The sequence below is a fragment of the Streptomyces sp. NPDC046308 genome (assembly GCF_055588065.1).
Map to the genome: position 1 here is coordinate 401,081 of NZ_JBVJFB010000005.1, position 18,072 is coordinate 419,152.

Annotated in this window: 17 protein-coding genes and 1 pseudogene; 10 read left to right on the forward strand and 8 right to left on the reverse strand. The window is 74.5% G+C overall.

The window, feature by feature from the left end:
• Window positions 1-57 precede the first annotated feature (57 nt).
• Window positions 58-747: a glycerophosphodiester phosphodiesterase gene (locus ACZ6JT_RS22585; protein ID WP_469212255.1), complete on the forward strand. Its 690-nt coding sequence runs from the start codon at window positions 58-60 to the stop codon at window positions 745-747.
• A gap of 23 nt (window positions 748-770) precedes the next feature.
• Here the strand turns inward: ACZ6JT_RS22585 and ACZ6JT_RS22590 are convergent, their stop codons facing one another.
• Entirely contained in the window at window positions 771-1,310 is a 540-nt protein-coding gene (locus tag ACZ6JT_RS22590) for a GNAT family N-acetyltransferase (RefSeq protein WP_376616917.1), read from the reverse strand.
• A 131-nt stretch (window positions 1,311-1,441) separates the two neighbouring features.
• Between ACZ6JT_RS22590 and ACZ6JT_RS22595 the strand changes: the two genes are divergently transcribed.
• The 4 genes from ACZ6JT_RS22595 (at window position 1,442) to ACZ6JT_RS22610 (ending at window position 4,535) form a co-directional block, all read left to right on the forward strand.
• The gene (locus tag ACZ6JT_RS22595; protein WP_469212259.1) at window positions 1,442-2,011 is read left to right on the forward strand and encodes a DUF5134 domain-containing protein; all 570 of its coding nucleotides are present in this window, start codon (window positions 1,442-1,444) and stop codon (window positions 2,009-2,011) included.
• A gap of 81 nt (window positions 2,012-2,092) precedes the next feature.
• Complete coding sequence (locus ACZ6JT_RS22600) at window positions 2,093-3,028, forward strand: M56 family metallopeptidase (RefSeq protein WP_469212260.1); 936 nt, start codon at window positions 2,093-2,095, stop codon at window positions 3,026-3,028.
• Between the two features lie 90 nt (window positions 3,029-3,118).
• The gene (locus ACZ6JT_RS22605) at window positions 3,119-3,802 is read left to right on the forward strand and encodes a phosphatase PAP2 family protein (protein WP_469212262.1); all 684 of its coding nucleotides are present in this window, start codon (window positions 3,119-3,121) and stop codon (window positions 3,800-3,802) included.
• A 103-nt stretch (window positions 3,803-3,905) separates the two neighbouring features.
• Window positions 3,906-4,535: a TetR/AcrR family transcriptional regulator gene (locus ACZ6JT_RS22610; RefSeq protein WP_469212264.1), complete on the forward strand. Its 630-nt coding sequence runs from the start codon at window positions 3,906-3,908 to the stop codon at window positions 4,533-4,535.
• A 22-nt stretch (window positions 4,536-4,557) separates the two neighbouring features.
• Here the strand turns inward: ACZ6JT_RS22610 and ACZ6JT_RS22615 are convergent, their stop codons facing one another.
• Window positions 4,558-6,042 carry an LVIVD repeat-containing protein gene (locus tag ACZ6JT_RS22615; RefSeq protein ID WP_469212265.1) on the reverse strand — a complete coding sequence of 495 codons (1,485 nt, stop codon included), beginning with the start codon at window positions 6,040-6,042 and terminating at the stop codon, window positions 4,558-4,560.
• Window positions 6,043-6,118: 76 nt separating this feature from the next.
• On the opposite strand from ACZ6JT_RS22615, the gene ACZ6JT_RS22620 reads away from it, so the two are divergent.
• The 3 genes from ACZ6JT_RS22620 to ACZ6JT_RS22630 are packed head-to-tail and all read left to right on the forward strand — an operon-like array spanning window position 6,119 to window position 8,655.
• Window positions 6,119-6,808: a DUF305 domain-containing protein gene (locus ACZ6JT_RS22620; RefSeq protein WP_469212266.1), complete on the forward strand. Its 690-nt coding sequence runs from the start codon at window positions 6,119-6,121 to the stop codon at window positions 6,806-6,808.
• A gap of 52 nt (window positions 6,809-6,860) precedes the next feature.
• Window positions 6,861-8,219: an FAD-dependent oxidoreductase gene (locus tag ACZ6JT_RS22625; protein WP_469212267.1), complete on the forward strand. Its 1,359-nt coding sequence runs from the start codon at window positions 6,861-6,863 to the stop codon at window positions 8,217-8,219.
• Window positions 8,220-8,265: 46 nt separating this feature from the next.
• Window positions 8,266-8,655, forward strand: a complete 390-nt coding sequence (locus ACZ6JT_RS22630) for a hypothetical protein (protein WP_469212269.1) — start codon at window positions 8,266-8,268, stop codon at window positions 8,653-8,655.
• Window positions 8,656-8,691: 36 nt separating this feature from the next.
• On the opposite strand, the gene ACZ6JT_RS22635 is transcribed toward ACZ6JT_RS22630, so the two are convergent.
• The 3 genes from ACZ6JT_RS22635 to ACZ6JT_RS22645 form a co-directional block, all read right to left on the reverse strand.
• A complete protein-coding gene (locus ACZ6JT_RS22635; protein WP_376616936.1) occupies window positions 8,692-9,039 on the reverse strand; it encodes an ArsR/SmtB family transcription factor in 348 nt (115 codons plus the stop codon).
• 135 nt (window positions 9,040-9,174) lie between these two features.
• The gene (locus ACZ6JT_RS22640) at window positions 9,175-10,284 is read right to left on the reverse strand and encodes an NADH:flavin oxidoreductase/NADH oxidase (protein ID WP_469212270.1); all 1,110 of its coding nucleotides are present in this window, start codon (window positions 10,282-10,284) and stop codon (window positions 9,175-9,177) included.
• A 78-nt stretch (window positions 10,285-10,362) separates the two neighbouring features.
• Window positions 10,363-11,715, reverse strand: coding sequence for a wax ester/triacylglycerol synthase family O-acyltransferase (locus ACZ6JT_RS22645; RefSeq protein ID WP_469212271.1), 1,353 nt, complete (start codon window positions 11,713-11,715; stop codon window positions 10,363-10,365).
• A gap of 236 nt (window positions 11,716-11,951) precedes the next feature.
• On the opposite strand from ACZ6JT_RS22645, the gene ACZ6JT_RS22650 reads away from it, so the two are divergent.
• Window positions 11,952-13,043, forward strand: a complete 1,092-nt coding sequence (locus tag ACZ6JT_RS22650) for a WD40/YVTN/BNR-like repeat-containing protein (RefSeq protein ID WP_469212273.1) — start codon at window positions 11,952-11,954, stop codon at window positions 13,041-13,043.
• Window positions 13,044-13,082: 39 nt separating this feature from the next.
• Complete coding sequence (locus ACZ6JT_RS22655) at window positions 13,083-14,093, forward strand: MerR family transcriptional regulator (RefSeq protein ID WP_469212274.1); 1,011 nt, start codon at window positions 13,083-13,085, stop codon at window positions 14,091-14,093.
• Here the strand turns inward: ACZ6JT_RS22655 and ACZ6JT_RS22660 are convergent.
• The 3 genes and pseudogenes from ACZ6JT_RS22660 to ACZ6JT_RS22670 form a co-directional block, all read right to left on the reverse strand.
• Window positions 14,088-14,714 (reverse strand): annotated as a pseudogene (locus ACZ6JT_RS22660) (sigma-70 family RNA polymerase sigma factor); the annotation flags it as partial. The gene ACZ6JT_RS22655 and the pseudogene ACZ6JT_RS22660 overlap by 6 nt on opposite strands.
• A gap of 158 nt (window positions 14,715-14,872) precedes the next feature.
• Window positions 14,873-16,243 carry a cryptochrome/photolyase family protein gene (locus ACZ6JT_RS22665; RefSeq protein WP_469212276.1) on the reverse strand — a complete coding sequence of 457 codons (1,371 nt, stop codon included), beginning with the start codon at window positions 16,241-16,243 and terminating at the stop codon, window positions 14,873-14,875.
• A 77-nt stretch (window positions 16,244-16,320) separates the two neighbouring features.
• Window positions 16,321-17,928 carry an SDR family oxidoreductase gene (locus ACZ6JT_RS22670; protein ID WP_469212278.1) on the reverse strand — a complete coding sequence of 536 codons (1,608 nt, stop codon included), beginning with the start codon at window positions 17,926-17,928 and terminating at the stop codon, window positions 16,321-16,323.
• Window positions 17,929-18,072 lie beyond the last annotated feature (144 nt).

Here is an 18,072-nt window from a genome sequence, read left to right on the forward strand (position 1 = left end):
GCCGGTACGGACACCGCGACCGCGCGGGGAGCCGCCGTCGACGGAAGCGAGAGAACCTTGACTTTCCTCACCATCGGTCACCGCGGGGTCATGGGTGTCGAACCGGAGAACACCTTGCGGTCGTTCGTTCGAGCGGAACGTTCCGGCATGGACGTCATCGCCCTGGACCTCCGGCTGAGCAAGGACGGCGCCCTCGTCGCCGTGCACGACCCCGACGTGGACCGGACCACCGACGGCTCCGGGGCCGTCGCCGATCTGACCCTGGCCGAGCTGCGCGAACTGGACGCCGGTCAGGGCGAGCGCGTGCCGGTCCTGGAGGAGGTCCTGGACGCGGTCCGGGTGCCGCTGCAGGTGTCCGTACGGGACCGGGCCACGGCCGGCGTGCTGGCGGAGCTGATCCTGCGCCGCGACCTGACCGGCCGGGTGGAGGTGGCCTCGGCAGACGAGGCGGTGCTCGCCGAGGTGACCCGGCTCGTGCCCGGCGTACGGGCCACGCTGTACGCGGCCGCCGGCGGCGGCACCGGGGGGATCGTGGACCGGGCGCTGGCCGCGGGAGCCACGGCGATCGCCGCGGACATCCACGTGCTGTCCCTGGAGACGGTGGAGTCGGCGCACGCGGCCGGGCTGCGGGTGACCGCCCGGGCGGTCAACACCCTGGATCAGCTGCGGCTGGCGCGGGCGCTCGGGCTGAACGGCGCGGCCACGGACCTCCCGGAGATCCGCAGCACGGGCCGGTTCACCGCCTGACGTCCGGCCTCCCCGAGGAGGCGTCAGAGCGCCTTGACCAGCAGCTCGAAGGCGAGGTCGTCCCGGCGCGGGACGCCGAAGCGCTCGTCACCGTAGGGGAAGGGGCTCAGCTCGCCGGTGCGCAGGTAGCCGCGGCGCACGTAGTAGGCGATGAGCTCCTCCCGTACGTTCACCACCGTCATCCGCATCTCCTTCGCCCCCCACGTCTCGCGGGCGCGGCGCTCGGCCTCGGCCAGGATCTCCTTGCCGAGGCCGGCGCCCTGGAGCCCGGGGCGGACGGCGAACATGCCGAAGTAGGCGTGGTCGCCGCGGTGTTCGAGCTGGCAGCAGGCGACGAGCTCGCCCGTGCGCTCGACGACGAGCAGGACGCTGTCGGGGCTTTCGATGACCGCGCGGACCCCGTCGGGGTCGGTGCGCTGGCCGTCGAGGTAGTCGGCCTCGGTGGTCCAGCCGGCCCTGCTGGCGTCTCCGCGGTACGCGGACTCGACGAGCACCACCAGTTCCGGGATGTCCGCCTCCACGGCGCTTCGGAAGCTGAGGGCGGCGGACTGGGCGGTCGACATCGGGCGCTCCGTTCGATGCGGTGGCATATGACATGCCTGGTGCGGCAGGGAGAGCGTAACCCGGGTCCGCGTGAGCGCCGTGTGAGAGGGGCATCTCTCCCCGTGACGCCGACGAACCGGGAGGTTCCGCCGTGCACGGTTCCGCCACCTCCGTTTCCGACTCCGTGTCGGTTTCCGTGTCCGTGTCCGTCTCCGCCTGGCTGCTCGTCCTGTTGTGCGCGGTGAGCGGTGCGTACTGCCTCGGGCGGGTGCGCGCTTCGGGCGGCGCGGCCGCCGCTGAGGCGGTGATGGGGTTCGGCATGGCGCTGATGGCGGTGCCCCTCGCGCACGGCGACGGGTGGCGGGCTCCCCTCCTGGCGGTGGTGTTCTGCGGCGCGGCCCTGCACGCCCTGTGGCTGCTGCGGGGCGGGGCGCACCACACGCACCACCTGGTGGGCTCCCTGACGATGGTCTACATGACCCTGACGGCGGGCTCCGGGGGCGGCCACGGGCACGGGCAGGGGGCCGGGCTGCCACTGCTGACCGGGGCGCTCCTCCTCTACTACTGCGGGTACGTGGTGCTCGGCGGCGCCCGGCTGCTCACCGCGGGCGCACCGGCCGGGCAGCAGGTCGCCGTGGGCCGGGCCGGACCGGGCGAGCTGATCCGCGCCTGCCGACTGGCCATGGGCATCGGCATGTTGGCGATGCTGCTGACGATGTGACGGGGTTCGCGGACGTGTCCTGCGTCACCAATCCCCCGCGGCCGTACCCGCGGGTACTCCCGCGCTCATAGGCTGGCGGACATGATGGTCCCCGCCGTTCTCCTGGTGCTCGGCGCCCTGACCGCGGTGCTCGCCCCCCGTCTGCTGGCCCGGGCCCGCTGGCCCGAGCGAGAACCCGTCGTGGCGCTGTGGGCATGGCAGTGCGTGGTCGGTGCGGTGCTGCTGTGCTTCGGACTGTCGATGCTGCTGAGCGCGGCGGCCGCCTGGCAGGCGGTCCGGGGCCGGCTGTTCGCCGCCGCCCCGCACGGGGTGGTCGACGCGTACGCCCTGGGCGCGTCCGGCGGGCCCTGGGCCGCGGTCACCGCGCTCGCGCTGGCGGGCGGTGCGCTGTGGACCGGGGCGATGCTGACCGGTGAGGTGCTGCGGGCGCGGGCCCGGCGGCGCGCGCAGGGCAGCGAACTGCTCGTGCGGGCTCCGCTGCTGCCCGGGGAGGACCCCTCGGGTGCGCGGCTCGTCGTCCTGGAGGGCTCGCGGCCGGACGCCTGGTGGCTGCCGGGAGCGGCCCCGCAGCTGGTGGTGACCACGGCGGCGCTGGGCCGGCTGAAGGGCAGCCAGCTGGACGCCGTCATGGCGCACGAGCAGGGGCACGCGGCGGCCCGGCACGACTGGCTGCTGCACTGTTCGCGGGCGCTGGCCCGGGGCTTCCCGCAGGTGCCGGTCTTCGCGGCGTTCGAGGCGGAGATGCACCGGCTGGTGGAGATGGCCGCCGACGACGTGGCCTCGCGGCGGTTCGGCCGGCTGACGATCGCGCTGGCGCTGGTCGGACTCAACGAGGACCGGGGGGTGTTCGGGGCCGCCACCCAGGAGGCGCACGTCCCGCAGCGGGTGCGGCGGTTGCTCGCGGCCACGCCCCGGCTGTCGGCGGGCCGCCGGCTGCGCCTGACGGCGCTGGCCACGCTGGTCCCGGCGATCCCCCTGCTGGTGGCCTTCGTGCCGGGGCTGAGCGCGCTGGCGTAGCGCGCCCGTGTGGTGCGGCTGCTCGGTGTGGCCGCGTGGTGCGCCCGTGCCGCGGCCCGTCGGTCCGTGCGCCGGTGCGAGGATCCCCTCATGCGGAACAACCCCCTACGGTGGGCGGGCGTCGTCGCCGCGCTGCTCGCGTCGGTCCTGACGGTGCTGGTGGTGGCGCGGTGGCGGCCGCTGTGCTCCTTCGACGGCCGGGTCTCCGGGGACCTGCACGCCCACGCCGTCGCCCACCCCGGGGTCACGCACGTCATGCGGGTGCTCTCCGACTGGGTGTGGGACCCCTGGACCATGCGGGCACTCGCCGCCGTCGCCTGTGCCCTGCTGTGGTGGCGCGGCGACCGGGAACGGGCCCTTCGGGTGGCGCTGGCCGTCGTGGTGGCCGCGGCGATGCAGCAGGGGCTGAAGGCGCTGGTGGGCCGGGAGCGCCCGGTGTGGCCTGATCCGGTGGACTCGGCGCACTACTCCGCCTACCCGTCCGGGCACGCCATGACGGCGACGGTGGTGTGCGGGATGCTCCTGTGGCTGCTCCCCCGGCCGGGCTCCCGCCCGCCGCGCCCGCCTCTCGCCCGTCCGATCCCGGTGTGGGCGCCGGCCGCCGCCTGGGCGGTGGCCGCGGTCTCGGTGCTCGGGGTCGGCTTCACCCGCGTCCATCTCGGGGTGCACTGGCCGTCCGACGTGCTGGCGGGGTGGCTGCTCGGCGTGGTCGTGGTGGCCCTCGCCACGACCGGGTCCGGCCGCCGGCGCGGGTACGGCGCGGTGGACCGGTGACGGGTGCGGGGTACCTGCCCTGGGCGATCCCCCGTTTCACCCAGAGCAGGCGACCCCGTGCGCTGAGTATATTGGCTCTGAGCCAGTCAACGCAGGAGTAAGCATGGTCCCGCGCAGCGCATCGGTCAATGAAGAATTGCGCAGACGTTCCCGGGAGCGGCTGCTCCAGTCCACGGTCGAGCTCGTCGCCGAGCGCGGCTACGAGGCGACGACCCTCGGCGCCATCGCCGACCGGGCGGGCGCCGCCCGTGGCCTGGTCTCGTACTACTTCCCCGGCAAACGGCAGTTGCTCCAGTCCGCGGTGCACCGGCTGATGCACCGCACCCTGCACGCGGCGCTGGAGCGGGAGCCCCGGAGCGACGACGGGCGGGAGCGGCTCGCGCGCGCCATCGACGCGATCCTCGGGCTGGCCCGCGACGAGCCGCTGCTGATGCGGACCCACATGGCGGGGATCCTCGCCGCCGAGGGCTTCGTGCAGTGTCCGGAGCAGCAGCGGCTGGCGGAGCTGCTGCGGGACACCGTCGCCCGTTACGGCTCGACGGACGTGGACACGGACTACCCGCTGCTGCGGGCCCTGCTGATGGGGGCGGTCGTGGCGATCCTGCTGCCGGGCGCGCCGATGCCGCAGGCCCGGCTGCGGGCCGAGCTGTTCCAGCGCTACGGGCTGGACTGGGAGCTCGGCGTTCCGCCGGACGGCGGGCCGCCCGGCGGAACGTCTCCCTCACACCCCTGACGATCTGGGCGTCGGTGGTGCGTCAGTGGTATTCGGGCTGGCTCTGCACGTTGAGCCGGTCCATCCGGACCCACTTGGCGCTGTCGGTGCGCCAGTCGTCGAGCCGCAGCACGTCGAGGCCCTTGGCGATGTCGTTCGAGTAGATGTGCCCGTTGTAGTAGTACGCCGACCAGGACCCGCCCACTCCGAGCCGGTCCGTCGTCAGCGGTCCGCGTTCGAAGTAGGCGATCTCCCTGGGCCGGGCGGAGTCGGTGAACTCCCATACGGACACGCCGCCCTGGTACCAGGCCTGCACCATGATGTCGCGGCCGCCGCCGACCGGGACCAGCGAGCCGTTGTGCGCCACGCAGTTCTCGGTGTCGGCCTGGTGGCGCGGGATCTTGAAGTAGCCGCGGAAGACGAGCTTGCGCTGGTCGCCGCGGCCGGTGATGTCGTAGATGCCGTCGGCCCCGCGGTTCGGTCCGGTGGCCTCGTTGCAGGTGGCCCCGCCACCTCCGCCCAGCTCGTCGGTGAACACCACCTTGTCGGCCCTCTCGTTGAAGGTCGCCGAGTGCCAGAACGCGAAGTTCACGTTGTCCTGCACCCGGTCGATGACCTTCGGCTGCTCGGGCCTGCTGATGTCGAAGAGGATGCCGTCGCCCATGCAGGCACCGGCGGCGAGCTTCTTCGAGGGCAGGACGGTGATGTCGTGGCAGCCGGTGGTCTTGGAGACGCCCGGGTTGGTGGGGCCGCCCGGGTTGCCGCCGTCGGGGAAGAGGATCGGGAAGGCGACGACCGCGGCCTCCGTCGGCGCCTTCTTCGGGACCTTCACCACGGAGATGCCGTCGTGCGGCGGCCGGCAGTCGGGGAAGGCGTCGTTCGGGGAGTAGGAGGCGACGTAGAGGTAGATGTCCTTGTCACCCGGCACCAGGGTGTGGGTGTGGGAACCGCAGGCGGTCTCGACGGACTTGATGTACTTGGGGTTCTTCTTGTCCTTGATGTCGAAGATCTTGATGCCCTCCCACGAGGACTTCTCCGTCGCGGGCTGCGAGACGCTGTTGCAGGAGTCGTCGCTGCGCGAGGAGTCGGTGGAGAGGAAGAGCAGGTCCCCGAGGACGGAGACGTCGTTCTGGCCACCCGGGCAGAGCACCTGGGTGACGGTCTTCGGTGCCTTCGGATCGGCTATGTCGTAGATGGTGAAGCCGCTGTAGCTGCCCGCGTAGGCGTACCTGCCCTGGAAGGCCAGGTCGGAGTTGATGTTCGCGGGGTCGGTGCTGGGGATGTTGGCCAGGTGCTTGACGTTGCGGCTGTGCACGATCTCGTCCTGGCCGGGGATGTCGCCCGGAGCCGGTTCCCTGCCTTCGACGGAGTTCGCGCTCTGCCGGCTGCCGCTGCCGGGGGTCAGGTCGCCCGGGTCCGGGGTGGCCGACGCCGGTCCGGCCGCCAGGAGCGTGGTGAGGAGCCCGGCCGCCGCGGCGGCCACCCCCACCCTCCTGTTTCGCACGCTCCTGGTGTGCAGTGAGGTCACTGTGCCCTCCCATGGGAGTCCGATCGGTCCCGCCCACGGGGGAACGGAACCAGGACCCCGGCAGTATCTTCCCTTCATGGACATGGCAAAAGCCCCCCGGGGCCGCGAGGCGCTGACCACGCTGATCCGCCGCTCCACCGCGGCGGTGGCGACCGCCGGCCTCTTGCTGACGCTCACCGGCTGCCAGAGCGAGGACGAGAGAGCGGACCGGGCCGCGGACGCGGGAGCCGTGGTCGTCGCCCCGGGCCGGCCCGGCGAGAAGGCGCGCACGCTCACCCCCGAGCAGGCCGCGAAGGCGAAGCCCGACGACAGCCCCAACGCCGCCGACCGCGCCTACGTGCAGCGGATGATCGAACACCACCGGCAGGCGCTGACGATGAGCGCACTCGCCCCGGAGCGGGCCGCGGCGGACGGGGTCAGACGGCTGGCGGAACGGATCTCGGCCGCCCAGGGGCCCGAAATCGGGGCGATGGAGAAGTGGCTGACCGTCCATCCGGCCCCGCCCGGGGGCTCCGGCGGCCACGACCACGACCACGCCGCCATGCCGGGCATGGCGACGGAGCAACAGCTGAAGGAGCTGACCGGGGCGCGGGGCGCCGCTTTCGACCGGCTCTTCCTGACGCTGATGACCGCCCACCACGAGGGCGCCCTGAAGATGGCCGGCGAGGTGCTGACCGCCGGCAACAACGTGGCGGTCGAGGAGATGGCCACCGAGGTGGTGGCCACGCAGAGCGCCGAGATCCACCGGATGCGCGCGATGGGCTGACGGCGCAGGAGGCCGGTGTCATGCTGGGACCACCTGCGGGAGGAGCTCCGCCGTGCTTCGTGTCGCCGTCGTCGGATCGGGCCCCAGCGGGGTCTACGCGGCCCAGACGCTGGTCCAGCAGCGCGAGGTGCCCGGGGTGCGGGTCGACGTACTGGACCGGCTGCCCGCCCCGTACGGGCTCGTACGGTACGGGGTCGCCCCGGACCACGAGAAGATCAAGTCGCTGCAGGGCAGCCTGCGCACCGTGCTCGAGGACGAGCGGATCCGCTTCCTCGGGAACGTCGAGGTCGGCGGGGCGGAGCTGTCCACGGAGCGGCTTCTGGAGCTGTACCACGCGGTGGTGTACTGCGTGGGCGCGGCGCGGGACCGGCTGCTGGGGATCCCCGGCGAGGAGCTGGCGGGGGTGCACTCCGCGACCGCCTTCGTGGCCTGGTACAGCGGCCACCCCGACGCCGTCGACGAGGTCTTCGACCTGCCCGGCGTGGATTCGGCGGTGGTGGTCGGGGCGGGCAACGTCGCGGTGGACGTGACCCGGATCCTGGCCCGCGGCACGGCGGAACTGGCGCCGACGGACATGCCGCAGCCGGCGCTCGGCGCGCTCGCGGACAGCGGGGTGCGCAGGGTGTCGATGGTGGCCCGGCGCGGGCCCTCGCAGGGCAAGTTCACCACCAAGGAGCTGCGCGAGCTGGGCACCCTGCCGGGGGTGGACGCCCGGGCGGACCCCGCCGAGCTGGCGCTCGACCCCGTGTACACCGATCCGGCCGCGGCCGCGGCGCTGCCGGCGGTGGCGCGGCGGAACCTGGAGGTGCTGCGCGGCTGGGCGCAGGCGGATCCGGGCGGGGAACCGCGCCGCATCGCGCTGCGGTTCTACCTGCGTCCGGTGGCGATCCTCGGCGGGCCCGACGGGCGGGTCACCGGCATGCGCTTCGAGCGGACCGCCCCCGACGGGCTCGGCGGGGTGACCGGGACGGGCGTCCACGAGGACATCGAGGCGCAGTTGGTGCTGCGTTCGGTGGGGTACAAGGGCGTCCCGCTGGCCGGGTTGCCGTTCGACCCCGCCAAGGGGACGGTCCCGCACGCGGCGGGCCGGGTGCTCCGCGGGGGCCGGGCCTCGGTCGGCGAGTACGTGGCGGGCTGGATCAAACGCGGCCCGACCGGGGTGATCGGCACGAACCGGCCGTGCGCGAAGGAGACCGTGTCCTCGCTGCTCCAGGACGCGGCGGTGCTGGCCCGGCGGGAGCTGCCCGGGGACCCGCTGGACGCCCTGCGGGTGGCGGGTCTGCACCCGGTGGAGTGGCCGGGCTGGCAGGCCATCGAGACGGCCGAGTCCGATCTGGGCCGTTCCCTGGGCAGGCGCTCCGTCAAGATCCCCGACTGGGCGGGACTGTTGGGCGCCGCGGGGTCGGTGTAGGGGCGGCGCGCACTAGAGTGCTGCGGTGATGCGCGGAAGAAGACTCGTGGTTGCGGTGACCTTGGCGGCCTGCGCCGTCCTGTCGGGGTGTTCGGACGAGGGCGCCGACCCGGTGGGCGCACCCGCACCGGGCCCCACCGTGACGAGTACGGCCGCTCCCCCGGACGCCGCGGCCCTCGCCGAGCGCTACCGGCGGGCGGGCGGCGACGCCGACGTGTACGGCATCGAGCGGGTGCCCGGGCCGGACGGGTCATCGCCCCTGCTCGTCGTCCACACCCACAGCCCGGACACGGACGAGGCCCGGTTCAAGCGGCAGGCGGCGTCCATCACCGCGTACCTGACGCTCAGCGAGGGCGTCACGCTGCCGCACGGCTACCGCATGGACGTCTTCGGCCCGGACGGCGCGCTGCTCCACCGCTGGGACGCCTCGGTCTAGGTATGTGGTCCGGACGACGACCGCCGAGAACACCACCTAGCCGGTGAGCCGTGCCGACTCGGCCTCGGCCGCCGTGAGGACGCTGTCCAGGAGGCCGGGGAAGAGGGCCTCCAGGTCGTCGCGGCGCAGGGCGTTGAGCTTGGTGGTGCCGCGGTAGGTCTGGCGCACAACGCCGCTCTCCCGCAGGACGCGGAAGTGGTGGGTGGTCGTGGACTTGGTGACCGGCAGGTCGAAGTACGAGCAGGCCAGGTCCGCAGCCGAGGCGGCCAGGTCCAGGACGATGGAGAGCCGCACGGGGTCGGAGAGCGCGTGCAGCACGCCCTCCAGCCGGATCTCGGCCGTTTCGGGGTGGGCGAGGATGCGGCCGGCGTCCCGTTCCGTCATGTCCCTGCTCCACTCACTCGGCTTGCTGCGGGCCCCCATCGTACGAGAGTCGTCGAAGGAGTCGGGGCACTCGCGGAAATCGGCGGGTACGGGGGTGCGGCTCCGCCGTGGCCGGGCGCCGGAGCCGCACCGCCGTCACCAGGAGCGGTGGTACGGCTCGGGCGTACGGATCTCCGCGCCGAGCTCGGCGGCCGCGCGGCGGGCCCAGTACGGGTCGCGCAGCAGCTCCCGGGCCAGCAGGACCGCGTCGGCCTCGCCGTTGGCCAGGATCTTCTCGGCCTGCTCCGGTTCGGTGATCAGGCCGACGGCGGCGACGGGGAGGGTCGTCTCCTCCTTGACCCGGGCGGCGAAGGGCACCTGGTAGCCCGGGCCGACCGGGATCGACACGCCGGGGGCGAGGCCGCCGGTGGAGACGTCGAGGAGGTCCACGCCGTGCTCCTGGAGCAGCCGGGCCAGCCTTACCGTCTCGTCGGCGGTCCAGCCGTCCTCCTCCAGCCAGTCGGTGGCGGAGATCCGGAAGAGCAGCGGGAGCTCCTCGGGCCACACGGCCCGTACGGCGTCCACGACTTCGAGGGCGAAGCGGGTCCGGTTCTCGAAGGAGCCGCCGTAGGCGTCGGTGCGCTTGTTGCTGTGCGGGGAGAGGAACTCCCCGATGAGGTAGCCGTGGGCGCCGTGGATCTCGACGACCTCGTAGCCCGCCGCGAGCGCGCGCTCGGTGGCGGCCGCGAACTGGGCGGTGATCCCGGCGATCTCGTCGACCGTCAGCTCGTGCGGCACGGGGCTGCCCTCGCCGAAGGGGACGGCGCTCGGGGCGACGGGCTGCCAGCCGTGCGCCTCGGGCCCGACCGCGCCGCCGCCCTTCCAGGTGCGGTCGGTGGAGGCCTTGCGGCCAGCATGAGCGATCTGGATGCCGGGGACGGCGCCCTGGGCCTTGAGGAAGGAGGTGATCCGGCGCAGCGCCTCGACCTGGGTGTCGTTCCAGATGCCGAGGTCGTAGGGGGTGATCCGGCCTTCCGGGGAGACTGCGGTGGCCTCCTGGATGATCAGGCCGGTGCCGCCGACGGCGCGGGCGGCGTAGTGCGCGAAGTGCCAGTCGTTCGCCACGCCCGCGTTCGGGCCGGACACCTCGGCGCTGTACTGGCACATCGCCGCCATCCACACGCGGTTCGGGACGGTGACCGAGCGAAGGTCGTACGGGGTGAACAGGGCGGTGAAAGCGGCAGGGGCGGCGGGGGCAGCACTCATCAGGGCTCCAGAGGTCACCGGGCGCGCCGGGGATCGGCGGCTGAGTTCGAGACTCACCGTACTACGAAATATCTCGTACTACGAGACCTCTCGTACAAGCGCGTCGAGCTCCGCGCGCAGGGCCCCCGCCAGGGCGCCCAGGTCCGGGACGGCCGCCGCGTCGGCGACCAGGCCGTAGTGGACGGTCCCCTTGTACGTCGACACCGCGACGGCCAGCGACTGGCCGCAGGCCAGCGGGGCGAGCGGGTAGACCTCGCGGACCCGGCTGCCGCCGAGGCTGAAGGTGAATCCGGGCAGCGGGACGCTGGTGACCAGGATGTCGAAGAGCAGCCGGGCGGCCTGCGCCACCAGCGGGCCGCCGAGCCGGTGGCCCAGCGGGTGGACGTGGTCGGCGAGCAGGGCGACGGCCCCGGCGCCGCGCGCGGGCCCGGCGTCCTTGTTGCGGTCCATCGCCGCACGCACCCGGTCCAGGCGCAGCAGCGGGTCGCGCTCGGCCAGCGGTAGCCGCAGCAGGTAGCCGGAGAGCCGGTTCCCGCCGCCGGCACCGGGCCGGCCCCGGCGGGACACGGGAATCAGCGCGCGCGGGCCGGGCCCGGTCGGCGCGGGATCGCCCCGCTCCTCCAGCCAGCGCCGCAGCGCCCCGGCGACCACGGAGATCAGCACGTCGTTGACGGTGCCGCCGGCGGCCTTGCGGACCAGGTTGACCTCGTCCAGGTCGAGGGCGAGGCCCGCGACGGCCCGGTTCCCCGGACCGGCCGGGTCCGCGGTGAGGGCGGCGGGGACGCCGAGCGGCAGCCCGGCGCGGGCCACGGCGGCCCCGATCTCCAGGGCCTGACCGACGTCCTGGACCCGGGCGGCCAGGGTCCCGGGGAGCCGGCGCAGGGCCGAGCCGGCCCGCTGCTCGGGGACCGGGCGCGCGGGGGGCCGCGGGGCCGGGGCCGGGGCCGGGCCCTCGTCGAAGAGCGCGGCCGCCAGGGCCAGCGCGCCCAGGCCGTCGGCGAGGGCGTGGTGGAACTTGAAGAGCACCGCGAAGGAGGCCGGGTCCGGTCCCGACAGCACGTGGGCCTCCCAGGGCGGCAACTCCCGGTCCAGCGGCCGGGCCATCAGCGGGCCGGCGGCGGCGTGCGGGTCCGCCTCGTCGGTGCGGACGAGGAAGACGTGCCGCGCCGGGTCGAAGCCGGGGTCCGGCGACCAGGCGGCCGCGCCGACCGGCAGCAGCACGTCGCGGATCCGGCGGCGCAGGCCCGGCACGGTGGCGCAGCGGGCGGCGAGCAGTACGGCGGCACGCTCGGCGGCTCCGGGGCCGCCGTCTTCGCCGCCGCCGGGCCCTGCGGCCGAGAAGACGGCGAGGGCGCCGAGGTGCATGGGGTGGGCGGCGGATTCGATCCGCCAGAAGGCGAGGTCGAGCGGTGACAGGTGCTCGGTGGCCACGTGGGTCCTCTCGCGTGCGGCGACAGCAGCAGTGCAGTGACCTGAAGTCAACCCATTCCAAACGCCGACGTTCAAGTAGCAACGATTTCCGGAGAGTAAATGATCGGTATCAATCAGTTATGGAGGGGGTCAGTGTCGTCTGCCGGGCCGCTGTCAGAGGGTGGGTGCAGACTGGCCGGAAAGACGCTTCATGAGGAAACGCCCCGCAAGGACGACGAGGTCCGGAGGTACCGGCCATGCCCGATGTGCTGCTGCTCGTGGGAACCCGGAAGGGACTCTTCATCGGTCGCCGGCGAGGGGAGGGGCCGTGGGAGTTCGGCGGGCCGCACTTCAACGCCCAGGCCGTCTACGCGGTCGCCGTCGACCGGCGGGGGCCGGCGCCCCGGCTGCTGGTCGCCGGGGACAGCACGCACTGGGGGCCGTCCGTCTTCAGCTCCGACGACCTCGGGGCCACCTGGCGCGAACCCGCCACGGCCGCCGTGAAGTTCCCCAAGGACACGGGCGCCTCGCTGGAGCGGGTCTGGCAGCTCCAGCCGGCGGGGCCCGAGGCACCGGACGTGGTGTACGCGGGGACGGAGCCGGCCGCGCTGTTCCGCTCGACGGACCGGGGCGAGTCCTTCGAGCTCGTCCGCCCGCTGTGGGAGCACCCGAGCCGTGGCGACTGGGTCCCCGGCGGCGGCGGCGAGGGCCTGCACACGGTGATCACCCATCCCCGCGACCCGGACGCGGTGACGGTGGCCGTCTCCACCGCCGGCGTGTTCCGGACGAAGGACGGCGGGGCCAGCTGGACCCCCTCCAACGACGGGGTCTCCGCGGTGTTCCTGCCGGATCCGCACCCCGAGTACGGCCAGTGCGTGCACAAGATTGCCCGGGACGCCGGGGACACGGACCGGCTCTACCTGCAGAACCACTGGGGCGTCTACCGCAGCGACGACGCCGGGGCCCGGTGGACCGACATCGGCGGCGGGCTCCCCTCCGACTTCGGCTTCGCGGTGGCCGCCCATCCGCACCGGCCGGACACCGCCTACGTCTTCCCGCTCAACGCCGACTCCGACCGGGTCCCGGCCGAGCACCGGTGCCGGGTCTTCCGCACCCGGGACGCGGGCGAGAGCTGGGAGCCGCTCTCGAAGGGGCTGCCCTCCGGGGACCACTACGGCACGGTCCTGCGGGACGCCCTGTGCACGGACGACGCGGACCCCGCGGGCATCTACTTCGGCAACCGCAACGGCGAGCTGTACGCCAGCCACGACGACGGCGACAGCTGGCAGCTGCTGGCCGAGCACCTGCCGGACGTGCTGTGCGTGCGGGCGGCGACCATCGGCGGGTGACAGGCTCCCCGCATCGTTCGTGCGTCGTATGGTGGACGCATGTCCGAGACGACGCTTGGCATCACCACGGGCGCGGTGGCACGCCACCTGGGCGTGTCGCCGACCACGCTGCGGTCCTGGGACCAGCGGTACGGCATCGGCCCCGCGGCGCGCCAGGACGGGCGGCACCGCCGCTGGACCCCCGGGGACATCGCGATGCTGGAGGAGATGTGCCGGCTCACCGCCTCCGGGGTGCCGCCCGCCGAGGCGGCGCGGGCGGCCAGGGCTGCCCGGGGCGGGCGCTCCGGCGCGGTCGCGGACCTGGGGCCGGGGGCGCGTCCGGCCGGCCGGACCGGGCCGCCACTCCCGCCGGGGGCGGCCCACGGGCTCGTGCGTTCCGGCGCCGTGCGGGGCGGGCCGGACGAGCGGGACGTGGTCCGGGAGAGCCGCGGGCTGGCCCGCGCCGCCGTACGCCTCGACGGCCCGGCCCTGGACTCGCTGCTGGGCGACCTCATGGCGGGCCACGGGCTCGTCACCGTCTGGGAGGAGGTGATGGTGCCGACCCTGCACGCCGTGGGACGCAAGTGGCAGTCCTCCGGCGACCGTTACGTCGAGGTGGAGCACCTGCTGTCCTGGCACGTCTCCACCGCCCTGCGGCGCGTGGCGCCCGCCCCCGTACGGCGGACCGGCGCTCCCCCGGTGCTACTGGCCTGCGTTCCGGCCGAACAGCACACCCTGCCCCTGGAGGCGCTGGCGGCGGGGCTCGCCGAACGCGGCCTGCCCGCCCGGATGTTCGGCGCGGCCGTCCCCGCCGAGACGCTGGACGCGGCCGTGCGGCGCACGGGACCGGCCGCCGTGGTGCTCTGGTCCCAGGCCCGCTCCACCGCCGACCACGCGCTGGCCCGGTACGTCGCCGCGAGCGCCTTCGGGGTCAAGGGGGCGCGGACGCACCCCGTGATGGTGCTCGCCGGCCCGGGCTGGGCGGGTCGCGCCCCCGGACCCGGCACCCTGCGCCCCGGTGGTCTGCGGGAGGCGCTTGACCTGGTCTCCCGGCTCTACGACACCTTCTAGGGCCCGGCGCAGCCGCTGGAGCCCGCGCCGGGCATGGCTCTTGACCGTGCCCAGGGGCAGGCCGGTGCGGTGGGCGATCTGGACCTGGGTCAGGTCGGCGTAGAAGGCGAGGGCCAGGACCTCGCGCTGGACCCGCGGCAGCCGCGCGAGTTCACGGGTGACGAGGAGGCGGTCGAGCGCCCGCTCGCACCCGTCGGGCGCCGGGGCGGCCGGTGCCTGGGCCTCCCCGGCCGCGGTGGCCAGGGCGAGCCGGCGGGTCCGGGCGGTGAGCGCGTCGGCGATCTTCCGGCGGGCGATGCCGACCAGCCAGGCGGGGACGGGCCCGCGCTCGGGGCGGTAGCCGGCGCGGCCGGACCACGCCGCGAGGAAGACCTGCTGGGTGACGTCCTCGGCCTCCCTGGCGTCGCCGAGGGTGCGGGCGGCCAGGTGGTGCACGAGGCGGGCCCACCGCCGGTGGGCCAGGGCGAAGCAGTCCGCGTCGCCCCGCCCGATCCCGCGGCCGACCTCCTCGTCCGAGAGTCCGGCCTCCTCGTGCGAGAGCAGGCCCCGGAGCGGGCCCGAGCCCCCGGTCGAGCCCCCGGCCGAGACCACGCCCCGGAGCGGGCCCGGGAGGACCTCCATCGTGCCGGCTGCTGCGCCCATGACGACTCCGCCTCCTCGCCGTTGCCGGGAGCCGGGCCGCTCCCGCTCCTCAGGCTCCGACGCGGGAGGCAGGCGCCTCAACTCGCATCGTTCTTGCATCGTCCTGCGCTTCGGGCGCAGGACGACGGCCCGGTGGGTCAGTCCCGGCCCCGGGCGTGGCGGAAGCGGGCCAGACCGTCGGCGAGGGACACGATCGGGTCGGGGTAGTCGCAGGCGGCCCGTTCCAGGCCGATGAGTTTCCACGGCTCGTGGATCGTCCCGGCGGGCACGCCCGCGAGTTCGGGGACCCAGCGGCGGACGTAGGCCCCGTGGGGGTCGTACTTCCGGCCCTGGAGGACGGGGTTGAGGACCCGATTGGGCCGGGTGTCGGTCCCCGTCCCGGCCACCCACTGCCAGTTGAGCTGGTTGTTCGCCACGTCGCCGTCCACGAGGAGGTCCAGGAAGTGGCGGGCGCCCTCGCGCCAGTCGACGTACAGCGTCTTGGTGAGGAAGGAGGCCGCGATCAGGCGTCCCCGGTTGTGCATCCAGCCCTCGTGGGCCAGCTGCCGCATGGCGGCGTCGACCACCGGGTAGCCGGTCCGCCCCTCCCGCCAGGCCCTGAGGTCCGCCTCCGCCTCGGCGCCCCGCCGCCAGTGGTCCTGCCGCGGCCGGTAGTCCGCGGTGGCCGTCTCCGGCCGGGCGGCTAGCACCTGGTGGTGGAAGTCCCGCCAGCACAGCTGCCGTACGAAGGCGCTCGCGCCCGTGCCGCCGCGGGCGCGAGCCCGGTGGACGGCCTCGGTGGCCGACACGGCGCCGAAGTGGAGGTACGCGGACAGGTGGGAGGTAGCGTCACCCGCGAGGTCGTCATGGCGTTCCTCGTAGGTGTCGGCGAGCCGGGACAGCCAGCTGCCGAGCCGGCGGCGGCCCTCCCGCTCCCCACCTGCGGGGAGCCCCTCGGACACGTCCGTCACGGAGGCCCGTGACGGCAGCGCCTCGGAGCGCACCCCGCGGACCACCGGGACGGCCCGGGGGGCGGCGAGGGGCGTACGCAGCGGCTCGGCGGCCCAGCGCCTGAAGTACGGGGTGAAGACGGCGAAGTGGTCGGATCCCTGCGGGGTGACGGCGCCGGGCGGCACGGCCGTGGTCACCCCGTCGTGGACGTAGAGGCGGCGCCCGTCGGACTCCAGGGCGCGCCTCAGCCGTGCCTCGCGATCGCGCGCGAAGCGGGAGCACCCGGCCGCCATGTGCACCTCGTCCGCATCGGCCTGCCGCGCCACGGCGTGCAGCTCGGCGACCGTGTCCCCGGTGCGTACGACGAGCCGGCCGCCGCGGTCGCGCAGGCCGGCGTCGAGGTCGGCCAGGCAGTCGGCGAGGAAGGCGAGCCGGTTGGGCGCCGCGAAGCCCGAGCGGTCCACGGCCGGGTCCCGGACGAACAACGGCACCACGTCGTGCCCGGCGGCCAGGGCGGCGCACAGGGTCGGGTGGTCGTGCAGGCGGAGGTCGGAGGTGAAAAGGACGACGGAGTTCATGACGCCACTCCCGGCGATCGGCCACCCTGCGGGCGCGCGCGGCGACGGCGGGTGGGCTGCGTGCGGACTTGCCGCCTTCACTTCCGGCCGTCGTCGCCTCCCGGATGCACCACGGGCCCCACTGTGCTCACGGCGCTCTCCCGTGCGGGTGCGTCCGCCGTCTTCTCGGCGGTGCGCGCGATGTTTCGGGCCATTCCGCCGAAGACGACTGCGTGGAACGGCGCCACGCTCCACCAGTACAGCTGTCCCGCCAGGCCGCGCGGGTGGAAGAGGGCCCGCTGGCGGTAGAGCGTGCCGCCCTCGGCGTCGCGGTCGACGCGCATCTCCAGCCAGGCGAGTCCGGGGAGCCGCATCTCCGCGCGCAGCCGCAGCAGGCGCCCCCGCTCGATCTCCTCGACCCGCCAGAAGTCGAGCGTGTCGCCGACCCTGAGCCGGTCGGCGTCGCGCCGGCCCCGGCGCAGCCCCACCCCGCCGACGAGCCGGTCGAGCTGGCCCCGCACCGCCCAGGCGAGCGGGAAGGAGTACCAGCCGTTCGTCCCGCCCACTCCCTCGATGACCCGCCACAGCTGGTGCGGGGTCGCCGGGACGGACTGCTCGCGCTCGTCGGTGTAGAGGCTGCCGCCCGCCCAGTCGGGGTCGGTGGGCAGTGGGTCGCTCGGGGCACCGGGGAGCGAGGCGTTGGACCAGCGGGTCGTGACGCGTGCCTCCTTGACCCGTTCCAGGGCGAGCGTGAGGGCGCGGTCGAAGGGGACGGGCGTTCCCGGCGCGTCGGGCACGTACTGCCGGATGTCGTCCTCCGCGCAGACGACCTCGTACTTCAGCGATTCGGCGAGCGGCCGCGCGAGGGCCGCCGGTACGGGCGTGACCAGGCCGATCCAGTGGCTGGACAGGCGTGGGGTGAGCATGGGGACGGGCAGGATGAGCCGTCGGGGCAGTCCGGCGACGGCCGCGTAGCGCATCATCATGTCCCGGTAGGTGAGCAGGTCGGGGCCGCCGATGTCGAAGGCCCGGCTGACGTCCCGCGGCATCCGGGCGCTGCCGACGAGGTAGCGCAGCACGTCCCGTACGGCGATGGGCTGGACCCGGGTGCCGACCCAGCTCGGCGTCACCATCACGGGGAGCCGTTCGGTGAGGTAGCGGAGCATCTCGAACGAGGCCGATCCGGAGCCGATGACGACGGCCGCGCGCAGTACGGTCGTGGGCACGCCGGAGTCGAGCAGGATCCGGCCGACCTCGGCGCGGGAGCGCAGGTGCGGGGAGAGTTCCGCTTCGGGCACGCCACGCGGGGTGAGGCCGCCGAGGTAGACGATGCGACCGACCCCGGCGGCGCGGGCCTCGGTGGCGAAGGTCGTGGCCGCGCGCCGGTCGGTCTCCTCGAAGTCGTGCCCGGCCCCCAGGGAGTGCACCAGGTAGTAGGCGACGTCCACGTCGCGCAGGGCGGGACGCAGGCTCTCCGCGTCGGTGACGTCACCGCGGACCACCTCGGCCCGGCCGGCCCACGGGTGGTCCCTGAGGTGGGCCGGGGTGCGGGCCAGGCAGCGCACGCGGTGTCCGGCGTCGAGCAGCTCGGGGACGAGCCGGCCGCCGATGTAGCCGCCCGCGCCGGTGACCAGGCACCGCAGTCCGGTGGCCGGGACCGGGGCGGTGGCCGGGGTGGGGCTCGGGTTCCGGGGATGCGTGCTCACGGGCTGTGCTCCGATCGTTCCGTGCCGGGACCGCGGCCGGCGGGAGCCGGACGGTCCCCTTCGCCCATCCTTCCCCGTTCACGCCCGGAACGGATGCGGACGGGGCCGGGCAGCGCCGAATGGAGCGGGCCGGACGCAAAACCC

Coding starts and splice junctions, on each gene's coding strand:
- ACZ6JT_RS22655 (WP_469212274.1), top strand. CDS start 13,083: ATGTCCGAGACGACGCTTGGCATCACCACGGGCGCGGTGGCACGCCAC.
- ACZ6JT_RS22665 (WP_469212276.1), bottom strand. CDS start 16,243: ATGAACTCCGTCGTCCTTTTCACCTCCGACCTCCGCCTGCACGACCAC.
- ACZ6JT_RS22650 (WP_469212273.1), top strand. CDS start 11,952: ATGCCCGATGTGCTGCTGCTCGTGGGAACCCGGAAGGGACTCTTCATC.
- ACZ6JT_RS22600 (WP_469212260.1), top strand. CDS start 2,093: ATGATGGTCCCCGCCGTTCTCCTGGTGCTCGGCGCCCTGACCGCGGTG.
- ACZ6JT_RS22605 (WP_469212262.1), top strand. CDS start 3,119: ATGCGGAACAACCCCCTACGGTGGGCGGGCGTCGTCGCCGCGCTGCTC.
- ACZ6JT_RS22620 (WP_469212266.1), top strand. CDS start 6,119: ATGGACATGGCAAAAGCCCCCCGGGGCCGCGAGGCGCTGACCACGCTG.
- ACZ6JT_RS22590 (WP_376616917.1), bottom strand. CDS start 1,310: ATGTCGACCGCCCAGTCCGCCGCCCTCAGCTTCCGAAGCGCCGTGGAG.
- ACZ6JT_RS22635 (WP_376616936.1), bottom strand. CDS start 9,039: ATGACGGAACGGGACGCCGGCCGCATCCTCGCCCACCCCGAAACGGCC.
- ACZ6JT_RS22640 (WP_469212270.1), bottom strand. CDS start 10,284: ATGAGTGCTGCCCCCGCCGCCCCTGCCGCTTTCACCGCCCTGTTCACC.
- ACZ6JT_RS22610 (WP_469212264.1), top strand. CDS start 3,906: ATGGTCCCGCGCAGCGCATCGGTCAATGAAGAATTGCGCAGACGTTCC.